The following is a 17,585-nucleotide window of genomic DNA, read 5'->3' on the forward strand; positions in this document are numbered from 1 at the left end:
AATGGAACGGAGCCGAGTATCGAGGCGGAAGCGGAAAAATCAAAAGACGGGCGCCGGCGGCGTGCTCACGCCGCCGGCGCTACCGAAAGTCACTGACAGCAGGCGACCCAGTGAGCGGCGTTGCAGCCCGATCCGCCAGGCAGATCGCCTGGCGTGTACGTGCCGAGCTGGCCCGTCGCGTTGTTCAATAGGACGCTATCTCCGCCGGCGCCGGTGTGGAACGTCCCATAGTGCCAGTGCAGCGTCGGCGTACTGATGTCACGGCACTGTTCGAGATCGGTACGCGTCGGATCGATCGCCCACAGGTCCGTCACCGGGTTCATTGAGGGATCCTTCAGCCCCATCATGCTGCCATTGCCCTCGGCGCCCTGCAGCTCCAGATAGGTGCACGCATGGGCACTGCCGCCAAAAGCGCTCAAGCATGCGGCCTGCGCCCCAGGTAGTCCGAGAGTCATGTTGTACGTGAAAACCCCGGTACTCTTCAGAAGCGCCCCGACCACCGTCGCCGACGGGACAGTCGTCGTGGTCGTCGTCGTCGAACTCGTCGTCGTCGCCTCCGGATGACATCCCGCCGGCTCGCCGGCGCAGCTTCCGATACCGCAGTTCGTGACGTTGAACTGCGAAGCAGTGTCCTTTCCGTTCGCGCCGATGCAGGTCATGCAGTACTCGACGGTGCCGCCGCCGGTCTTCACCGAGGCGTGCACCGTGCCCTGCGTCGTATTGTCGAGCAGCGAATACGTGACGCCCGACTTGATCTTGAACGACAGCTTCTTGTCCTGGATCGTGAACTGGTTCTTCGTGTCCGAATTCTTGTACTTCCAGGCCTTGCCCGTGTCCTGCCAGTTGGGACCGCTCTCGAACAGCTGACAGAAACTGTCGGTCGCGCTCCACACGTGAACGGTCGCGCCGTTGAGGCCCGGCGCATGCGCGTCGGAATAGAGCACCAGCGAATCGCCCGACTGTCCGAAGAGCTGACGCTTGGCCGGGTCGGTGTTGTCCTTGATCAGGATCTTCTTGGTCGTGATGTGCTTGTCGCCGGCAGCGGCTCCGCCTGCACAGGCTCCGACGATGAACAGGGCGCCGAGCGCGACGATGGTGACTTTGTGCATGAATCCAACCCCCGGCAGTGACCGCACGCGTGCGGCCAGGAAAATTGCGGACGAATGTGGGATCCGCCGGCCGCGGATACGGCGCACGGACGGAAACTTCCCGGCCAGGCTCCCTGGCTCCGGGGATACTCGCTGCCGGCGCAGGGTTCTGTCAAGGCACGTCGCGGAAACGCGCGGCGGCGCCGATTTCTCGTTGTTTGCCGCAACCTTGGCATTGCCGCCGCGACGACGGCAGTCCGCCGTCGGACCACCCGCGTGGGGGTGCCATTTTCGCCCGCAGCGTCGTGATACAAATCGCGGCGCGGCGCCCCATTCGCATCCTTGGGGTCAGGCACCAGAAGCACTCACACGCAGCGTACTTGTTTTGCAGGAACCGGTCGCGGTGGCGCGTCGCCGCTGGTGCCTGACCCCGCCCCGGCGCTCCGCACCCTCGATGGGAACTCGACGAAACTCGCGCGGGCGAGCCGCCCACTCGGCGACAATGCGCCGGCGATACCGCCATCGAGTGCCGGCTTCCGCGTCAGCCGCCGTTTTCCGTTCCACCCGATTTCCGTGCGTCAATTCCCGCGCTATGGTCGCGAGCATGAGATACGACCCGTTCGCTCGCGGCGGTTTTCCCGTCGGCGTCCGCACCGTCGAGGTGACGGACCCCAACCGCTCGCGCCATCTTCCCGTCGAGGTGTGGTACCCCGCCGATGCATCGCTTGCCGGCAAGGACACCTGCGAAGAGTCGATGGATCACTACGACCTGCTTCCCGGTTTCCCGCCGCTCAAGCAGGCCTGCGTGCGCGACGCGAAACCATCGACCAACAGCGGGCGCTGCCCCATCGTCATGTTCTCGCACGGCTTCGGCGGGCATCGCCGCCAGTCGACGTTCTTCTGCACCCACCTTGCGAGTCACGGCTATACCGTCGCGGCGGTCGACCACACGGGGAACACCGTGATCGACATGGCCCAGATGACGCTGCAGGTGATGATGGGCGAGCCGATGCCGGATCCGATCCCGATGGTGGCCGACCTGATCGTCCAGCGTCCCGTGGACATCAGCTTCGTGCTCGATCGCCTGCTGGCCGGCGATCTCGGCTCGGATTGCGCCTCGCTCGACGCCGACCGCATCGGCATGGCCGGTCACAGTTTCGGAGGGTGGACGACGTTGCGCGTGGCGCACCTCGACCACCGCATACGCGCGGCGCTGCCGATGGCGCCGGCGGGCGGCAAGAGCCCGCTGCCCGCCGAGATCCTGCGTGAAGCGCTCGATTTTTCGTGGGGACGCGACGTTCCCACCCTGTTTCTCGTCGCCGACAAGGACACGCTGCTTCCTCTCGAAGGCATGCACGAGCTTCTCGCCGAGACGCGCGGCACCAAGCGCATGATCGTGCTCGAGAATGCCGACCACATGCACTTCTGCGACGAGGTCGAGTCGGTGCACGAGATGTTCCGCACGATGCCGCCGCCGGGGCCGTTTGCCGAAATCGCGAAGAACCTGCCGGCTGCCAGCGAACTGGCGCCGGGCATTCACGCTTACGATTTCTCGCGCTCGCTCGGGCTCGCGCACATGGATGCGTCCCTTCGTGGAAACGAAGAGGCCGCGTCGTTCCTGTCTTCCGACTTACCGTCGGTCTTCGCTGCTCGCGGCATCCGCGTCAGCGTGGCCTGACGGCGGCGGGAGCGGCGATTTTCTGGCCACCGCCGCTCCCGCCTGGTTCGGTTCCGCGACGGGCGGCGTGACTCGGGTTGAAGCGCCGGGGCGGGTTGTTGGGATGCCGGTGCCGGTTGTTGGGATGCTGGTGCCTGATTCTTGTGGTGCCTGACCCCATTCCCCTGGTGCCTGACCCCATTCCTGTGGTGCCTGACCCCATTACTCTCGTAGAATGATTTCCGTCTTGGGTCGCTGATGGATTTTGCTTCTAGCGAAGATGTCGATGCGATTCGCGTCGAGGCCGAGCGACTGGCGGCGCAGTTCGACGACGATTACTGGCGCGCACGGGACGCCGCGAAGCAGTTTCCGTGGGAGTTCTACAACGCGTTTGCCGCCGGGGGCTGGCTCGGGATCCTGGTTCCTGCCGAATACGGCGGCGCCGGGCTCGGCGTCATGGCAGCCGGCACCTTGCTGCACGCCGTGGCGGCCAGCGCCGGCGCGATGAATGCGGCCTCCACGCTGCATCTTTCGATTTTCGGCATGGGACCGGTGATCCATCACGGCTCGGAAGCGCTCAAGCGCCGCGTGCTGCCGCGCACGGCCTCGGGTGATCTGCACGTTTCATTCGGCGTCACCGAGGACGATGCGGGCACGGACACCTCGCGCATCCGCACGTTCGCCGAGAGACGCGGGGACGACTGGGTCGTCAACGGAAAGAAAATCTGGAACACCAAGGCGCAGCAGGCCGAGAAGATCCTGCTGCTGGCGCGCACGACGCCGCGCGAGCAGTGCGCCCGTCCGCTGGACGGGATGACGCTGTTTCTTGCGGACCTGGACCGCAGCTGCTGCGAGATTCGCGAGATCGCCAAGCTCGGTCGCAACGCGGTCAACTCCAACGAAGTGTTCATCCGCGATCTCGTGGTCTCGGGGGACGACGTCGTTGGTGAAGTCGGGCGCGGGTTTTATCATCTGCTCGACGGGATCAATCCCGAGCGCATCGTGATTGCGGCCGAGGCGGTCGGCATCGGCCGGCGCGCGATCGACTGCGCAGTGCACTATGCGCGCGAGCGCGTCGTCTTCGGGCGGCCGATCGGGCAGAACCAGGCGATCGCGCATCCGCTCGCCGACTCGCACTCGGAGCTCGAGGCGGCCGACCTGCTGTGGAAGAAGGCAGCGTGGGCCTACGATCGAGGCGAGGCCGCGGGCGCTCTGGCGAACATGGCCAAGTTTCGCGCCGCCGAGGCCTCGTTCCGCGCCTGCGACCGCGCGCTGCAGACTTTCGGCGGCTTCGGCTACGCCAGCGAATACAACGTCGAGCGCTACTGGCGCGAGTCCCGCCTGATGCGCATCGCCCCGATCTCCCAGGAAATGGCGCTGAACTACATCAGCGAGCACGTCCTCTCCCTCCCGAAAAGTTATTAACCCTTGGTGATGGGGTCAGGCACCACAGGAATGGGGTCAGGCACCAGGGGAATGGGGTCAGGCACCACAGGAATGGGGTCAGGCACCAGGGGAATGGGGTCAGGCACCAGCGCGTTGAGCTGACGCCGACTCTCAACCGTCATCGGCCGCAAGCATGGGTTCCGCTTGATCGCCGTCTTCGTCCGCGCGCGGCCGCAGCCGCGCCGCCCGTTCGCCCCGAATCGCATCGCGTATCCCCTCGGTCTCGGTCGCCGAAGTCGGCGCATTGACGAACGCACGCCAGTCGGCGGGCAGCGAGACCGGGAGAGCGTCGAGTCGAAGAGCACCCCGCGCGCGCGGACTGCCCCCTTCCGAAGCCGACATATGAGCGCCCGCGCTCGACCACTTCCAATCTTCGGCGCGCACAACGAGCCCCGCTCGAAGCGGATTCGCCTCGATGTACCGGCACACCGTGATCAGGTGTGCATCGTCCACGATGACGAAGCTGCGAAACCGTCCCTGGTACAGATGGCCGCGCCCGATCGTACCGTGATTGTAGTGCCAGCGCCGTGCCGCCCGGAATGAGAATCGCTTCACGAATGGCGAGAGGTCGCCGTCGACCTGGGGGCTGAGAAGCATGTGCCAGTGATTCGGCATCAGGCAGTACGCGAGCAGCTGCGTCTGGTGCCGGCGGCGGGCCTCCTCGAAAATCGCCAGGAATTGGCGATAGCATCGCTCCGACTCGAACAGCTTGAAATTGCCGTTCGCACGGTTCAGCACGTGGAAGAGGCACTTGGCGGGCGTAACGCGCTTCGCTCTGGACATGGGCCGAGACTGGGATCGCGAAGCGATCACGGCAATTCCCTGGCGGTAATGACTACAGACGCGGCAGTAGAATCTGCATCCGGGCCGGGCGCCGGCGCGGGCAGCGCGGCCGCAGCGAGCTCGTGGCTATTCCGCTGGTATTCCTCTGGTGCCTGACCCCATTCCTGTGGTGCCTGACCCCATGACAGATGTGGAATATCCGGGGGCGCCTCGGGTGGCGGTGGGGGCGGTGGTGATGCGGGACGGGCGGGTGCTCGTCGTGGAGCGGGGCAAGGCTCCGGCGGAAGGCGTGTGGGCTCTGCCGGGCGGCAGCGTTGAGCTGGGTGAGACGCTGGGGCAGGCGGCGGAGCGCGAGGTGCTCGAGGAGACCGGCGTCGTCGTGCGCGCGGGCGACGTCATCTACACGTTCGATGCGGTCGTGCGCGACGACGACGGACGTGTGCGATTCCACTATGTGATCCTCGACCTCGCATGTGAATACGTCCAAGGCGAGGCCAACGCGGGCGGCGACGCTCGCAGCGCGCGATTCGTGACGCCGCAGGAGTTTCGCGAGCTTCGCAGCAGCCGCGCCACCGTGGACCTGTTGAGGCGGACGACGACGTTTTTCGGCAACGATCAGGCCAGAGAGCAACTCGACAGCCAGCCCGGTCGCAAGTAGTCTCGCCTCGTGACGATGTCGCTCGCCCACTCGCCCCACCGCAGGTGCGGGCCTGCATCGTCGCTCGCGGCAGCGCTGCTGCTCGCGCTCGGAGCGGCAGGCGCGGCAGGCTGCACAACGACCGTGCGCCATCCTGCCGCTGCTCTGCCCCCGATCGCGCACACTCCCGCCGACGAGCTCTACGAGCTGTCGCCGGCGCGAGTACACGCGCGCCGCCTTGCGCCGCTCGCGCTTCGACTGCTTGCTCCGCACTGGAGCAGTGTGCGCGAAGGAGATCGCAAGGCACTGCAGGCGACGCTGGTCGAGACGATGTCGGAAGATCGCGTCGTTCCGTTCCTGCACGCTGCGCTCGCAAAAGACGTCGCCGCCCATCCCGATCTTGCGGAAAAAACCCTGCAATGGCTGCGCGGCCCGCTCGGTTACGAAGTGAAGTTCGCAGAGGCCACGGCGTGGACCGGTGAGAAATCGCCGGACGATGCCTTTTACGCCGACGTGGCCGAGGTCAAGGACAACCGTGCGCCCGAAGTGCGCATGGACCGCCTGCGCAAGCTCGCCGAGGCGACCGACGCGCTCGACCGCACTCTCGATCTTACCGAAGCGGTGGGCACGGTGGTCGCGCGTCTCGTCAATGTCGGCAGGCCCGACGCGACGCCGCTTTCGATGAAGGCGCTGCACGACGCCGTCACGCGTGAGCGCGGCGTTCCGGACGTGGTGACGGCGTACAAGCCGGTCGTTACCGCGGCGCTGATGGTTCGCTGTCGCGACCTCGACCTGCAGGAGCTCGACCAGTACATCGCATTCGCCGAAACCGATGCCGGCCGCTGGTATCATCGCGCGCTTTCGGATGCGCTCGTCGAGGCGGTGCGCCAGGCGAGCACCGACGTCGAAGGCGTTTTCGACGTCAACGCGCATTCGGACGCCGCCGAGACGGAGGAAACGTCGACCGGCAGTCTCGATCTCGACTCGCTCGCGGTGACGCTGCCGTCGGGCCGCTCGATCCGGTTGCTTGCGCTTGCGCAGACCGGTCCCCAGGACCAGCCGGCGATCGTGCTTCGCTACGAGACATCGCTGCCGCTTGGCAACGTAGCGGCCATCACCGGCGAGGCGCACGAAGTGTGGGATCGCGTGCGCGGGCAGGTCGAATCCGAAGGAGCGCACGCGGCAGTGCTGCAGGCGACGGGCTCGGTCAACGGATGGGTGTTCCCGTTCGCGTCCTCCCGCAAGTTCGCGTGGAAGCGTGACGACTCGGGCCAGTGGATTTCGCTGCAGGGAAGCTCGCCGCACTTCGGCAGCATCGAGCGCGAAATGCTCTGGAGCGTTCCGCCTTAGCGGTTTGCGGAGAAATCCCCGGACCTCGGGAGGGATTTTCCGCAGCGTGCGAAGGCGGCCTGCTTCGACCAGTTGCGCAAGAGCGCTGCCTGCCGGTAGCCGCTCGACCGGCGTTCACTTTTTCTTCGGCAACGGCAACGGCATCGGCGTGGCCGGGACGACCGCAGGCCCCGGCTTCGGGGTCTCGTTTTGCGCGGCCACCGTCGCCGCTGTCGGGCCGAATCCGGGTCGCATCGCCGGCGACGCGAACGGCCGCGGCGCCACGCCTGCGTCGAACCCCGTCTCGCCGCCGATGCGTCGCGAGAACACGCGGATACGTTCGACCGCGAGCAGTTTCGGCGTGATGTCGACGTACTCGCTCTGCAGCCAGTTGCCTGGCCGGAAGCCGCGGCTGAGCAGGATGATCTCGGGCATCCGGCCGCGTCGCAGCGGACGCCACGTGGCCATGTCGATTCCTTCGCGGCCGAGGTCTCCGACCGGGGCCCAGTTGTCCTGGTGCAGCAGCGCGAGCAGGTGCACGGGGCCGAGTGCCCAGACGCTGCCGCGGTGGTCGTAATACAGGCTGACCAGGCGCGCCTGCTCGTACTGCACCGGCAAGAGGTTGCGGCCCGACGCGGCTCTCGCGATGTCGGCCGATACTTCCCGATGCGTCCACCATGCAACGATCGCGACGATCGCCAGCGCGGCGACGCGGCCAGCACGACTGCGCCACAGCAACGCGGTGACCCAGCCGAATGCGATCCCCCAGCCGACGACGAAATACGGTTGCACCAGCAGCATGTCGGGATGCGCCTGGTGGTCGTAGAACGTGAAGGCCGTGCCGAGGTGGATCGCGATCCAGAACGCGACGAGGCCCGGCTTTTCGCGCGCAATTTCCATCGCGCGGCGCGGCCTTGCGAGAATGCCGATCCACAGCAGCGCAGCGGCGATCGCGAACACCGTGGGAAGCACGTGCGGCGTGTCTTCGTAGCCCTCGGCTTCGGTCAGGTAGAACCACGCGCTCTCGGCCCAGTCGATCGGCTTGTGGTCGGCGCCGAATGCGAGCAGGAACTCCTGGCGCACCTGCGCGGCGATGGCACCGTGCCACGCGAACCACGCTTCGAAGCACGCGAGCGCCAGCGCAGCGCCGGCCGCCAGCTGTGCGACCGATTTCCACGTCGAGCGCCGGTCGATGAGCACCGCGGCGGTGCACGCGCAGAGCACGACCGCGCCGGGCTGCCAGCAGAGAAACGTGCACATCGCCGCGATCCCGCACAGGAGCCAGCGGCGCCTGGCACACCACAGCTGCGCGAGCAGAAGGAACGGCAGCATCACGAGCTTGGGCTGGAATCCGGTGGCGGCCTCGACGAACACCCCGTGGATCGCCAGTGCGGCAATTCCGGCGACGACGGCTGCAAGGGCGCTCTGCGTCAGCTCGAGTGCGAGCGCATACGACAACATCGTCGTGAGCGCGGCGGCCGCGACTCCGGCGGCTCGTCCCGACAAAACGTCGTCGAAGCCGAGCGTCCTGCCGGCCGCGATCGACGCGCCGTAGATCAGCGTCGAGAGCTGGGTCTTGATCTCCGTCTCCGAGACGTGCGGAGGCACCCCGGAGGCCGAGCGCTCGGAAATGAAATAGTAGAGTTGATCGTCGGCGTAGAGCGGCCTTCCGCGCACGCCGTAAGCGAAGACAGACGCGACGGCGATCGCGCCGAGAGCCAGCATCGCCAGTGTTTTCACCGGCTGGCTCCGCCGGCCGGCGCGCCCTCGGCCGGGCGTGCTCGTCGCGGGACGTTCTGAAGAAGCGACGTTGCCGCCTGGTCGCCCACTTGCGGCGCGAGCGTTCGTGGAGTCAGTCCGAGGACGTCCGTCGCATCGGGATCGGCGCCGGCGGCCAGCAATGCGGCCGTACTTGCGTCGCGCGCGTAGAGCACCGACCACATCAGTGCGGTGCGGCCGCGTGCGTTGCGCTGGTCGACGGCCGCGCCGGCGCCCGTGAGCTCGCGGACCACCTCGTCGTGGCCACCGGCAGCGGCGATCATCAGCGGAGTCCAGCCCTCGCCGCCGCCATTTTGGCGACCGGCCACGGCACCGGGATCGGCGTGCTGTGCCAGAAGTGCCGCGACCAGGAACTCGCGGCCCAGCTCGGCTGCGAGGAACAGCAGCGTCCTGCCTTCGGCGTCGCGCGCGTCGATGGCATGCGCGCGCTCGAGAAGCGCCAGCATGCGACGGTCGCGAAGAGCATCGCCGGCCATCCTCTCGAGCAGCGACGGATCGACGCCGGCACTGGCGGGATCGGCTCCCGCAGAGACCAGCACCGATACCGACCGCTGTTCCCCGGACTGCATTGCGATCGCCAGCGGCCGGCTCGGGCCGCCGTCGTCGAAATTGACGTCGGCTCCATGGCGGAGCGCGAGCACGACCAGGGCATTGCGGCCGTGCCGGGTCCCCGAGACCAGGAGATAATCGGCAAAACGGCCCGCGTCGGCGTTTTTTCCGAGCGCTGCGACCAGCCGTTGCGAGAGCACCGGCGTCTGGCTTGCGACGGTCTCTGCAAATGCGCGCGCCTTTTCGTCTTCGGCCAGCGACGCAGCAATCGACGACACCAGGAGCGAGAGCAGCTCCGGCGGCGCGGCATCGACGAGCGAGGCGAAGACGCCTTTGCGCGTGTCCTTCGAGTCGAGCGCGTGCGAGCCGCGCTCGAGCAGAAGCTTCACGACCGCGACCTGGCCGTGTCCGGCGGCCAGGGCCATCGCGGTGCGCTCGGGAGTCGCTGCGGCGTCGATGTTCGCGCCGGCATCGAGCAGCGTCGCCACGACCTGCACGTTTCCCTGGCGCGCGGCCGATGCGAGCGCCGTGATGTTCTGATCGCCGGGAGCATCCAGCGTTGCGCCGTGCTCGACGAGCAGCCGGACGCACGCATCCGATGCGGCACCGGCCGCAGCCTGCAGTGCCGTTGCGCCGCGGGCGGTGCGGGTGTCGGCCGACGCTCCGGCGGCCAGCAGCGCGGCAAGTCGCCCTGCATCCGCGAGCTGCGCAGCCTCGATCACGGCCTGCGCGGCGGTTTCGCCGGAATCGGACCCGGGGTCGGCGAGAGAATCCGCCGCGACCGCGAGCAGAAGGACGACGGCAACGGCCGCGGCGTGTGTCGATCGAATGCGGGCGCACGTGCGCAGGCTCACAACGGTTCGACCGCCGCTCCGCTCCCTCGTTCGGGCGGTAGCGAAACCGCTGCCGGATTGCGCCGGTTGCGTGGCCCGTTGTCCCCACCAGGTGGCGCGCATCCTCGCGATTCCTGATCGCAACTCCCCATCAGCGCAAGCTCGATGCGGGCGCTCTTGACGCTCGTCACGATGGTGCATTGGTGGGAATGGATCGTGAGCCGGCACCGGGCTCAGTCGCGCGCTGCGCGGCCCCGGCAGGCTGGTGCCTGATCCCAGCGACGGGAGCAACGCATGGACGCAGAATTCCGCACCTGCATCGACGCCTGCAACGAATGCGCGATCGTGTCCGAGCAGTGCGTGAGCACGTTCGTGCACGAGGCGATCGATGCAAAAATGGGCCGCTGCATTGCGCTGTGTCGCGACTGCGCGACCATCGCGCGCGCGGCGGCGGCGCTGATGGCGAGGCATTCCGAGCTGGCGACCGAAGCGTGTCACCTGTGCGCGCAGTACTGCCGCACCTGCGCCGACGAATGCCGGCGCCAGGACGCAACGCTGTGCCAGCGCTGCGCCGAGGCCTGCGACCGCTGTGCCAGTGAATGCGAGCTCGTAGCCGCGCCGTCGGGCGCGGCGCTCAGGTCTGCAACTTCCCGATGACCGGAGGCTCGGCGGGAGCCTGCCATGCGGCAATCGCATCGAGGACGCCGGCCGCGGTATCCGCGACCAGCACCTTCGCTCGATGCTTCGGCTTGAGAAAGCCTTCGGCGACCGAATGGTCGAGAAGCCCGAGCAGGTGCGCGTAGTAACCGTCGGTGTCGAGAAGGCCGCAAGGCTTGGCGTGCATGCCGAGCTGGGCCCACGTGAGCACCTCGAACCACTCTTCGAACGTTCCGATTCCGCCGGGCAGCGCAAGGAATGCGCCGGAAAGCTCGGCCATCAGCGCTTTTCGCGAATGCATCGAATCGACGATGCGCAGGTCGTCGATGCCGTGGTGCGCCAGCTCTTTTGCAGCCAGCTCGCCTGGAATGATGCCGGTGACGTGCACGCCGCGCTCGAGCGCGGCATCGGCGAGCACGCCCATCAGCCCGATGTTGCCGCCGCCGTAGACGAGGCCGAGGCCGCGCCGCGCCAGCTCGTCGGCGACGGCGACGGCAGCGGCAGCGTAAGACGGCCGCGCCCCGTGCGCCGAGCCGCAGAACACGCAGACGCGGGCGAGCCTATTCACCTGGTGCCTGACCCCATTCCTCTGGTGCCTGACCCCACGGCTAAGTCGGCGTCATGGCTCGGTTCTTGTGCGCATGATCGGGGGCTGCATCGACCATTGCACTCCGCCGGTCAGGCCGCCGTCGACGACGAGCGCGTGTCCGTTGACGAACGAAGATTCCTCGCTTGCCAGCCACAGCGCAGCCGCCGCGATGTCTTCGGGAAGACCGGCGCGGCGGATCGGCTGCATCGCGGCCATTGCCTGCTTGACGAGCTCGAGCGCGGCCGCTTCGTCCATCTCCTGTCCCGACGCGAACGCATTGGCCAGCAGAGGCGTCGCGATTCCGCCCGGACAGATGCAGTTGACGCGCACGCCCGACTCGCCGAGCTCCATGGCGACCGAGCGCGTAAGCTGGATCACCGCCGCCTTGGCGGTGCTGTACACGTGCGGTGCGTAGCCGGCGCGAAGACCAGCGATGCTGGCCGTGTTGATGATGCTGCCCGAGCCGCGGGCCGTCATGGCCGGCGCCGCATGCTTGATGCCGAGGAAAACCCCGCGCAGCAGCACGCCCATCGTCGAGTCGAACTCCTCGACCGGGATCTCGGCAATCGGTCCGCTGGTGCCGCCGAACCCGGCGTTGTTGAAGATCGTGTCGAGACGGGAGTGCCGGTCGAGTGCGAAGTCGATCATCGCCTTGACGTCGCTCTCGCGCGCAACGTCGGTGTGGATGTAATCGGCATTGCCGCCGCCGTCGCGGATCGACGCGACCACGCCCTGCCCGCGTTCGTCGTTGACGTCGGCCAGCACGACGGAGGCTCCCTCGTAGGCGAACAGCCGGGCCGTCGCTTCGCCGATTCCGCTCGCGGCGCCGGTGATTACTGCAATCTTTCCTTCGAGTCTTGCCATCGTCTCCTCTGTGGAACATCCGCGACAGGTACGAATGAGCGGCGTCGTTGCGGCGTCGTCATGCGGCCTGTCCCGCATTCACGCTTTGGAACGTGTACCTGCCCCCGAATCTCGCAAGGACTTTCCGCTCAGACCAGCAGCGACCGGTCGAGCGCGGCCGGATTGGCCGCTCCGCAAAGCGCCATCGCGATGTCGCATTCTTCACCGAGCATCGTCAGCAGGCGCGCGACGCCGCGCTCACCGGCCGAGGCCAGCGCCCATATTACCGGCCGCCCGATCGCGACCGCGCGCGCGCCGAGAGCCAGCGCCTTGATGACGTCGCTGCCGCGCCGCACGCCGCCGTCCAGATAGACTTCCGCGCGTCCCGCGACCGCGTCGACGACGCTTTCGAGGACGTCCATCGTTGCCGGCGAGCCGTCGAGCTGGCGGCCGCCGTGATTCGACACGAACACGGCAGCGGCGCCGTGCGCGACGGCGAGCCTTGCATCGTCGGCGTGCAGGATTCCCTTGACGACGACGGGCAGCGACGTCGATTCGACGAGATTCGCGAAGTCGTTCCAGTCGAGCGACGCATCGAGCAGCGAGTTGATGTAGCTGGCAAGCCCCGACGTTGCCGGCGCGCTGCCCGGCATGCGCTGGTGCCCGGCATCGGCAAGGTTGGCCAGCACGAGGTCGTCGGGAAGCGAGAAGCCGTTTCGCATGTCACGATAGCGTCTTCCCCACACCTGGCCGTCCACCGTCAGCACGAGCGCGCCGTAACCGGAGGCTTCGGCGCGCCGCACCAGCTCGGCGGTAAGCCCGCGGTCCTTGTACACGTAGAGCTGGAACCAGCGCGGTCCGCCGCGGCCCGCCGTCGCGATCTCTTCGAGCGACGTCGTAGCCATCGTGCTCGCGATCATCAGCGCGCCGGCGCGCGCCGCTGCGCGCGCCGTGGCCAGCTCGCCGTCCTGGTGCGCGAGCTTCTGCATCGCGACCGGTGCGATCATTACCGGCATCGACACGGTCTGGCCGAGCACGGTGGTCTGCAGGCTGCGCGCCGAGACGTCGCGCAGAACGCGGCCGAGAAGGCGGTAACGCGCGAACGCGTCGCGGTTGTCGCGCAAGGTCGCTTCGTCGCAGGCGCCGCCGGCGAAATAGTCGTACGCATCGCGCGGCAGGAACTGGCGCGCAGTCTCCTCGAAATCGTCCGGCTGGATAGGCTGGGAGCGCTCGGGCTGCTTCATGCGCGGTTCCTCTTCACGAGCGCCGCCAACGCCGACTCCGCAAAGACGGCCGACGACAGCCCCGCCAGCACCGTCGATGGCGATGGGAACACTTCGCTTCGCGCCGCCCGGAGCGATTGTGACGATTTCATGACAGCAGTCCCTTGCCGGGCACGTGGTTCATTTCGAGGCGGATGCCGTCGGGATCCTCGAACAGCACCGAGTAGTAGCCGGGAGCCCACGCGCCGTCTTTCGGAGCGTGCACGACCGTCGCGCCGATCTCGACGAGGAAGTCGTGGAGAAGGTCGACGTCCTCGCGCTCGCGGGCTCGGAAGCAGACATGGTGAAGGCCGATACGTTCCTGGACGAAACGCTCGCCCGAATAACGCGAATCGCCGGCGCGGACACCGAAAGCGGTGCGGCCGCCGACACAGTAGTAATAGCCGTCGGCGTCGAGCACGGGTTTCATGCCGAGGAACGGCAGCAGCCTGGAGTAGAACTCGCGCGAGCGCTCGAAGTTGCTGGCAGTGACGAAGGTATGGGCAACACCGTTGATTTCCACGCCTTTCCCCGGGGCCGGTCGGCGAGGCCAGGTGCGCTGCCGACGCGGGCGAGGAGTTAGCCCGGGCCGGCCTCCCAGGCCAGCGCCGCGTCGCGAAATATTTTTTTGCAGACGCCGCGCAAGCATTCCCTGGGGCGCCCTTCGGAGTTATGCTCCGGGCGCTCCGAAGCGAGAGAGTCTGCGGTTCGTTTGGCCTGTGGCTTCTCGCCATCTGACTGGTCCGGCTGGCGGGGAAAGCGGGCGGCGTCGTTCGAATGCTCAAGGTCCGGAGGGCCGCCACTCTGCGGCGATCCGGACGAGGTTTCTCCCCCGTGACCTCAGCGGACGGGACCTCCCCCCGTCGCGAGCGGCGCCGCCTCCTTCTCTAAATCCATAAAAGGGAACGTACTCTGGCGGGCGAGGCGGCGGGCGGTCTCCCTTCCGATTCCGGTCGAGCAGCCGGTGATGAGCACGGCACGGGACGGGGTCGAAGCCATCGGTATCTCCTTGGTTTTCGGGGAGGAATGATCGTTCCGCTCCGGTCAGTCAAGCAGATGGGATGGCGCGGATGCCGTGGAGCGTGGTCGTTCTGCCTTCCGCGGGCCGGCCGTGCTGGTACTCTTGCGCCCTCGGTGCCGGATGCCCGGCCGCCGCGGAGGAAGCGATGACGATTGCCGAAGTATCCCGCCAGGCGGCTGCGCCTCACCGCCACTCGTATCGCGCCTTCGATCCCCTGCTGTCGGTCGCCGACGCCGCTTCGATCGTCGATCTTTGCCACCGCTACGGCAGCTACAAGATGTACTCGGAGGAGCCGACCTTCGAAGGGCTCGGTCACGGCTACCCCGCGCGTTACGATGCCGCGCGCAACTTCGTCCTTACCGGCGGACGCTTCGCGCGCAGCGAACCGATTGCGACGCTCGCGGCGCGAACGAACTACTTTCGCGAAACGTACGCGTACGGCGACGAGATCGTCGCACCGGGCATCGAGCCGTATCTTCACCACGAAGGATTCGTCGCGGCCGCGCGCGAGTTGTTCGGGCGCCCGGTCATCGTGCCCGCCATCGTCTACGCAAACCTGCTCGTGCCGGGGCAGGAGCTCGCGATCCACACGGACGTTCCCGAGTTCCGCGGCGTGAGCCGCAAGAAGCATCCCCAGTGGCTGATCGTCGCGATGCACCACAGCGGCCTGTTCGAGGAGTTCCGCATGCCGATCGCGACGGCAGTGGCGTGGTACCACGACTGCTGCGGAGGCGAGTTCGCGTTCTATCCGGACGGCGCCGATGCGGCCCCGGTCGCGCACCAGGTGCGCTTCAACACCGCGCTGCTGATGGACACCGACTCGGTATTCCACGGCGTGGACCGCGTGCGCGAGACTCAAGTTTCCGTGGACGGGCTGAGGCCCGGGATGCGCCTTACCCACACCGGCGACCGGGCCTGGGCGGTGCGCGACGGCGATCGCGAAGTGTCGCATTACCGCTGGGAAGACCTGCGTTTTTCGGTGTCATGGAAGGCCTACTGTTTCGAGAGCGAGCAGGAGCGTCGCGCGTGGGCCCGGCACTCGAGCGACCTTGCGGTGGACTTCGTCGTCGACCGCATGCTCGAGGACCTGCGTGCGCGCGGGATTCTCGACGGGCCGCGCCCGGCCGATCCCCAGCTCGTCGAATTGCTGATCGACTCGTACATCCGTTTCCCGAAGCCGGCGGTGCAGTAGCGCGCGGACGGCTGCGCCCCGAGCCCGCGCGACTGGACGCGGCCCGGGCAACGGCGTATTTCCACTCCTTCCGAAGCCGCTGGAGCGGACCGTCGGCGGGCGCTGTGCCCGGTGGCGCGGCAATACGTCCGCGGCTCGGCAAATCCCGGGGAGGATTGCGGACAATGAATCACAACGTTTACGTGCGGACAGCTGTGCTCGTCAGCTTGATGATCGGACTCGGCGCCGCGAGCGCGAGTGCAACCGATGCCGACAAGTGCGCTTCGGCAAAGATCAAGGCTGCGGCCAAATACGCGGCGTGCCGGCTGGCCGCCGACGCGAAGGCGAAATCGTCGGGAGACGCCGCCGACTATACCAAGTGCAACGATGGCCAGTCCTCGAGCTGGTCGAAGATCGAAGGCAAGTACACGACCGCCTGCCCGACGAGCGGCGACCAGTCGGCGATCCAGGCCGATGTCTCCGCGGCAACGTCCTGCGTTGCGACCGAGCTCGCCGGACCGTCCGGCTCCTGCGACACCTCTGCGGAGATTCTCTGCGGAAACGGAACCAAGGAGGGCACCGAAGTCTGCGACCAGTCGGATCTCGGAGGAGCCGACTGCAACAGCGCGACCGGCGGCGTCGACGCGTTCGGCACGCTCAGCTGCGCGGCCGATTGCGAGGCGTTCGACACCTCGGCGTGCATCAAGTGCCCGGTGACCGGTACGGTCGTGGACGGCCAGTGCTGGGTACTCGGCAACGCCGGAGATTCGTGCATCGCCGCGTGCGCGCTCAACTCGATGGCCTACAGCTCGGTAACGGAAGCTGTAACCCCGGGCGTGGCCTCGGTGTGCGGCTATGTCCTCGGAAGGCTCACGGGGAGCTTCATCGCCGTCAACATTGGCGGACCGCCGAACACGGGATGCGCGGCCAGCGGAAGTACTCACTATATAGCGACAACCGTCACGGACCAGGGGAACTTCGCCGGGTTTCAGCGCGCCTGCGCCTGCAACTGAGCGGCGCGGGCTGCGCGTGGCGGAGTCTGATTCCCGATCCGCGCCGGCTGGCCGTGCGCGGAGAGGACTCCCATGCCCGAAGAATCGGAAATCGAAACCGAACATCTCCACGAGGCGATCCACGAGGAGCTCGAGCGCGAGGGTGGGTCGCTGCTTCGCCGCATTGCGCTCAGCACGGCGATTTTCGCTGCCTTTGCGGCCGTCGCGGCGCTGGAGGCGGGCGGGACGGTGAACGAAGCGCTGGCGCTCAAATCGGATGCGGCGCGACTTCAGGCGCAAGCCTCCGACCAGTGGGCGCACTACCAGAGCAGGGGCATCAAGAAGGCGATTGCGGATGCCGCGGCCGAAGCGTGGAAGGCCGCGGACAAGACGCCTCCGCCGGCACTGGCGCAAGAGGCGGAGAAATATCTCGGCGAACAGGCCGAGATCAAGAAGGCCGCCGAGGAGTTCGAGCATCAGCGCGACGAGAAGTCCGCCGAGGCGGAAGAGCTGCTTCACCATCACCACCGCTACGCGGACGCCGTAGCGATGTTCCAGGTTTCGATCGCTCTCGGCGCGATCGCAGCACTCACGCGACAACGCTCCATGTGGATGGGTTCCCTGTTGGTCGGCACCGGCGCGCTGGCGCTGCTGGTGCTGGCGCGCGTGTATTGACGGCTGCCGCCAGGTGCGTCGAATTTGCGCTCGGCCGGCGTGCCCGCGCTTCCCTCTCCGCCTTGCGGATGAGCTCGTCGAGGCCGGCCAGAACGGTCTCCCGCTTACTGCGCAGCGAGGCGGCCCGTCGCGCACGTTCCATCAGGGAAGTCTCGACGCTACTTCGAACGCCTTCTGAAGAGCGGTCGTCATCGCCGCGAAATGTATCCCCTTCCGTTCTCGTGGGGCAACCCCCAGGCACGACGGGATGCGTGGCATCAAGACCCGAGTGCCC

Annotated in this window: 17 protein-coding genes; 8 read left to right on the top strand and 9 right to left on the bottom strand. The window is 67.3% G+C overall.

The genetic code is table 11. The annotated features are described in order from the left end of the window. Nucleotides 1–89: 89 nt before the first annotated feature. On the bottom strand, nt 90–1,109 hold the full coding sequence (locus VGK20_18275) for a hypothetical protein (GenBank protein HEY2775993.1): 1,020 nt from the start codon (nt 1,107–1,109) through the stop codon (nt 90–92). A 583-nt stretch (nt 1,110–1,692) separates the two neighbouring features. Here VGK20_18275 and VGK20_18280 point away from each other — a divergent pair. Then, nucleotides 1,693–2,766, top strand: a complete 1,074-nt coding sequence (locus VGK20_18280; GenBank protein ID HEY2775994.1) for a dienelactone hydrolase family protein — start codon at nt 1,693–1,695, stop codon at nt 2,764–2,766. 237 nt (nt 2,767–3,003) lie between these two features. Beyond that, nucleotides 3,004–4,170: an acyl-CoA dehydrogenase family protein gene (locus VGK20_18285; protein ID HEY2775995.1), complete on the top strand. Its 1,167-nt coding sequence runs from the start codon at nt 3,004–3,006 to the stop codon at nt 4,168–4,170. A 132-nt stretch (nt 4,171–4,302) separates the two neighbouring features. On the opposite strand, the gene VGK20_18290 is transcribed toward VGK20_18285, so the two are convergent. After that, nucleotides 4,303–4,974, bottom strand: coding sequence for a transposase (locus tag VGK20_18290; GenBank protein ID HEY2775996.1), 672 nt, complete (start codon nt 4,972–4,974; stop codon nt 4,303–4,305). Nucleotides 4,975–5,122: 148 nt separating this feature from the next. On the opposite strand from VGK20_18290, the gene VGK20_18295 reads away from it, so the two are divergent. Together VGK20_18295 and VGK20_18300 are read left to right on the top strand one after the other, a co-directional pair. After that, a complete protein-coding gene (locus VGK20_18295) occupies nt 5,123–5,632 on the top strand; it encodes an NUDIX hydrolase (protein ID HEY2775997.1) in 510 nt (169 codons plus the stop codon). A gap of 9 nt (nt 5,633–5,641) precedes the next feature. Then, nucleotides 5,642–6,961 (top strand): hypothetical protein, encoded by a 1,320-nt coding sequence (locus VGK20_18300; protein HEY2775998.1) that lies wholly within the window; start codon nt 5,642–5,644, stop codon nt 6,959–6,961. Between the two features lie 114 nt (nt 6,962–7,075). Here VGK20_18300 and VGK20_18305 read toward each other — a convergent pair whose 3' ends face one another. Both VGK20_18305 and VGK20_18310 read right to left on the bottom strand, forming a co-directional pair. Then, the gene (locus VGK20_18305; protein HEY2775999.1) at nt 7,076–8,680 is read right to left on the bottom strand and encodes a DolP-mannose mannosyltransferase; all 1,605 of its coding nucleotides are present in this window, start codon (nt 8,678–8,680) and stop codon (nt 7,076–7,078) included. Continuing rightward, a complete protein-coding gene (locus VGK20_18310) occupies nt 8,677–10,122 on the bottom strand; it encodes an ankyrin repeat domain-containing protein (protein HEY2776000.1) in 1,446 nt (481 codons plus the stop codon). Before VGK20_18310 ends, VGK20_18305 begins: the two co-directional genes overlap by 4 nt. A 273-nt stretch (nt 10,123–10,395) precedes the next feature. On the opposite strand from VGK20_18310, the gene VGK20_18315 reads away from it, so the two are divergent. Beyond that, on the top strand, nt 10,396–10,758 hold the full coding sequence (locus VGK20_18315) for a four-helix bundle copper-binding protein (GenBank protein HEY2776001.1): 363 nt from the start codon (nt 10,396–10,398) through the stop codon (nt 10,756–10,758). Here the strand turns inward: VGK20_18315 and VGK20_18320 are convergent. From VGK20_18320 to VGK20_18340, 5 genes are all read right to left on the bottom strand, one after another. Further along, nucleotides 10,736–11,326, bottom strand: a complete 591-nt coding sequence (locus VGK20_18320; protein HEY2776002.1) for a TIGR00730 family Rossman fold protein — start codon at nt 11,324–11,326, stop codon at nt 10,736–10,738. The genes VGK20_18315 and VGK20_18320 overlap by 23 nt on opposite strands. A 51-nt stretch (nt 11,327–11,377) precedes the next feature. Next, complete coding sequence (locus VGK20_18325) at nt 11,378–12,211, bottom strand: glucose 1-dehydrogenase (GenBank protein HEY2776003.1); 834 nt, start codon at nt 12,209–12,211, stop codon at nt 11,378–11,380. A 128-nt stretch (nt 12,212–12,339) separates the two neighbouring features. Next, nucleotides 12,340–13,434: an alpha-hydroxy acid oxidase gene (locus tag VGK20_18330; protein HEY2776004.1), complete on the bottom strand. Its 1,095-nt coding sequence runs from the start codon at nt 13,432–13,434 to the stop codon at nt 12,340–12,342. Further along, on the bottom strand, nt 13,431–13,565 hold the full coding sequence (locus VGK20_18335) for a hypothetical protein (protein HEY2776005.1): 135 nt from the start codon (nt 13,563–13,565) through the stop codon (nt 13,431–13,433). The genes VGK20_18330 and VGK20_18335 overlap by 4 nt, the downstream gene beginning before the upstream one ends. After that, entirely contained in the window at nt 13,562–13,975 is a 414-nt protein-coding gene (locus tag VGK20_18340) for a VOC family protein (protein HEY2776006.1), read from the bottom strand. Before VGK20_18340 ends, VGK20_18335 begins: the two co-directional genes overlap by 4 nt. A gap of 643 nt (nt 13,976–14,618) precedes the next feature. On the opposite strand from VGK20_18340, the gene VGK20_18345 reads away from it, so the two are divergent. The 3 genes from VGK20_18345 to VGK20_18355 all read left to right on the top strand — a co-directional run bounded on the left by VGK20_18345 (nt 14,619) and on the right by VGK20_18355 (nt 17,311). Continuing rightward, a complete protein-coding gene (locus VGK20_18345) occupies nt 14,619–15,665 on the top strand; it encodes a hypothetical protein (protein HEY2776007.1) in 1,047 nt (348 codons plus the stop codon). Nucleotides 15,666–15,829: 164 nt separating this feature from the next. After that, complete coding sequence (locus VGK20_18350; protein HEY2776008.1) at nt 15,830–16,657, top strand: hypothetical protein; 828 nt, start codon at nt 15,830–15,832, stop codon at nt 16,655–16,657. A gap of 72 nt (nt 16,658–16,729) precedes the next feature. Then, nucleotides 16,730–17,311, top strand: coding sequence for a DUF4337 family protein (locus VGK20_18355; protein HEY2776009.1), 582 nt, complete (start codon nt 16,730–16,732; stop codon nt 17,309–17,311). Nucleotides 17,312–17,585 lie beyond the last annotated feature (274 nt).

This window comes from Candidatus Binatia bacterium (assembly GCA_036493895.1).
In the GTDB taxonomy this organism is placed as follows: Bacteria; Desulfobacterota; Binatia; order UBA1149; family CAITLU01; genus DATNBU01.

Excerpts from the sequence above, each read along its gene's own strand:
- VGK20_18350 (HEY2776008.1), top strand. The coding sequence starts at position 15,830 with ATGAATCACAACGTTTACGTGCGGACAGCTGTGCTCGTCAGCTTGATG.
- VGK20_18275 (HEY2775993.1), bottom strand. The coding sequence starts at position 1,109 with ATGCACAAAGTCACCATCGTCGCGCTCGGCGCCCTGTTCATCGTCGGA.
- VGK20_18290 (HEY2775996.1), bottom strand. The coding sequence starts at position 4,974 with ATGTCCAGAGCGAAGCGCGTTACGCCCGCCAAGTGCCTCTTCCACGTG.
- VGK20_18345 (HEY2776007.1), top strand. The coding sequence starts at position 14,619 with ATGACGATTGCCGAAGTATCCCGCCAGGCGGCTGCGCCTCACCGCCAC.
- VGK20_18315 (HEY2776001.1), top strand. The coding sequence starts at position 10,396 with ATGGACGCAGAATTCCGCACCTGCATCGACGCCTGCAACGAATGCGCG.
- VGK20_18335 (HEY2776005.1), bottom strand. The coding sequence starts at position 13,565 with ATGAAATCGTCACAATCGCTCCGGGCGGCGCGAAGCGAAGTGTTCCCA.
- VGK20_18330 (HEY2776004.1), bottom strand. The coding sequence starts at position 13,434 with ATGAAGCAGCCCGAGCGCTCCCAGCCTATCCAGCCGGACGATTTCGAG.
- VGK20_18280 (HEY2775994.1), top strand. The coding sequence starts at position 1,693 with ATGAGATACGACCCGTTCGCTCGCGGCGGTTTTCCCGTCGGCGTCCGC.
- VGK20_18355 (HEY2776009.1), top strand. The coding sequence starts at position 16,730 with ATGCCCGAAGAATCGGAAATCGAAACCGAACATCTCCACGAGGCGATC.
- VGK20_18325 (HEY2776003.1), bottom strand. The coding sequence starts at position 12,211 with ATGGCAAGACTCGAAGGAAAGATTGCAGTAATCACCGGCGCCGCGAGC.
- VGK20_18285 (HEY2775995.1), top strand. The coding sequence starts at position 3,004 with ATGGATTTTGCTTCTAGCGAAGATGTCGATGCGATTCGCGTCGAGGCC.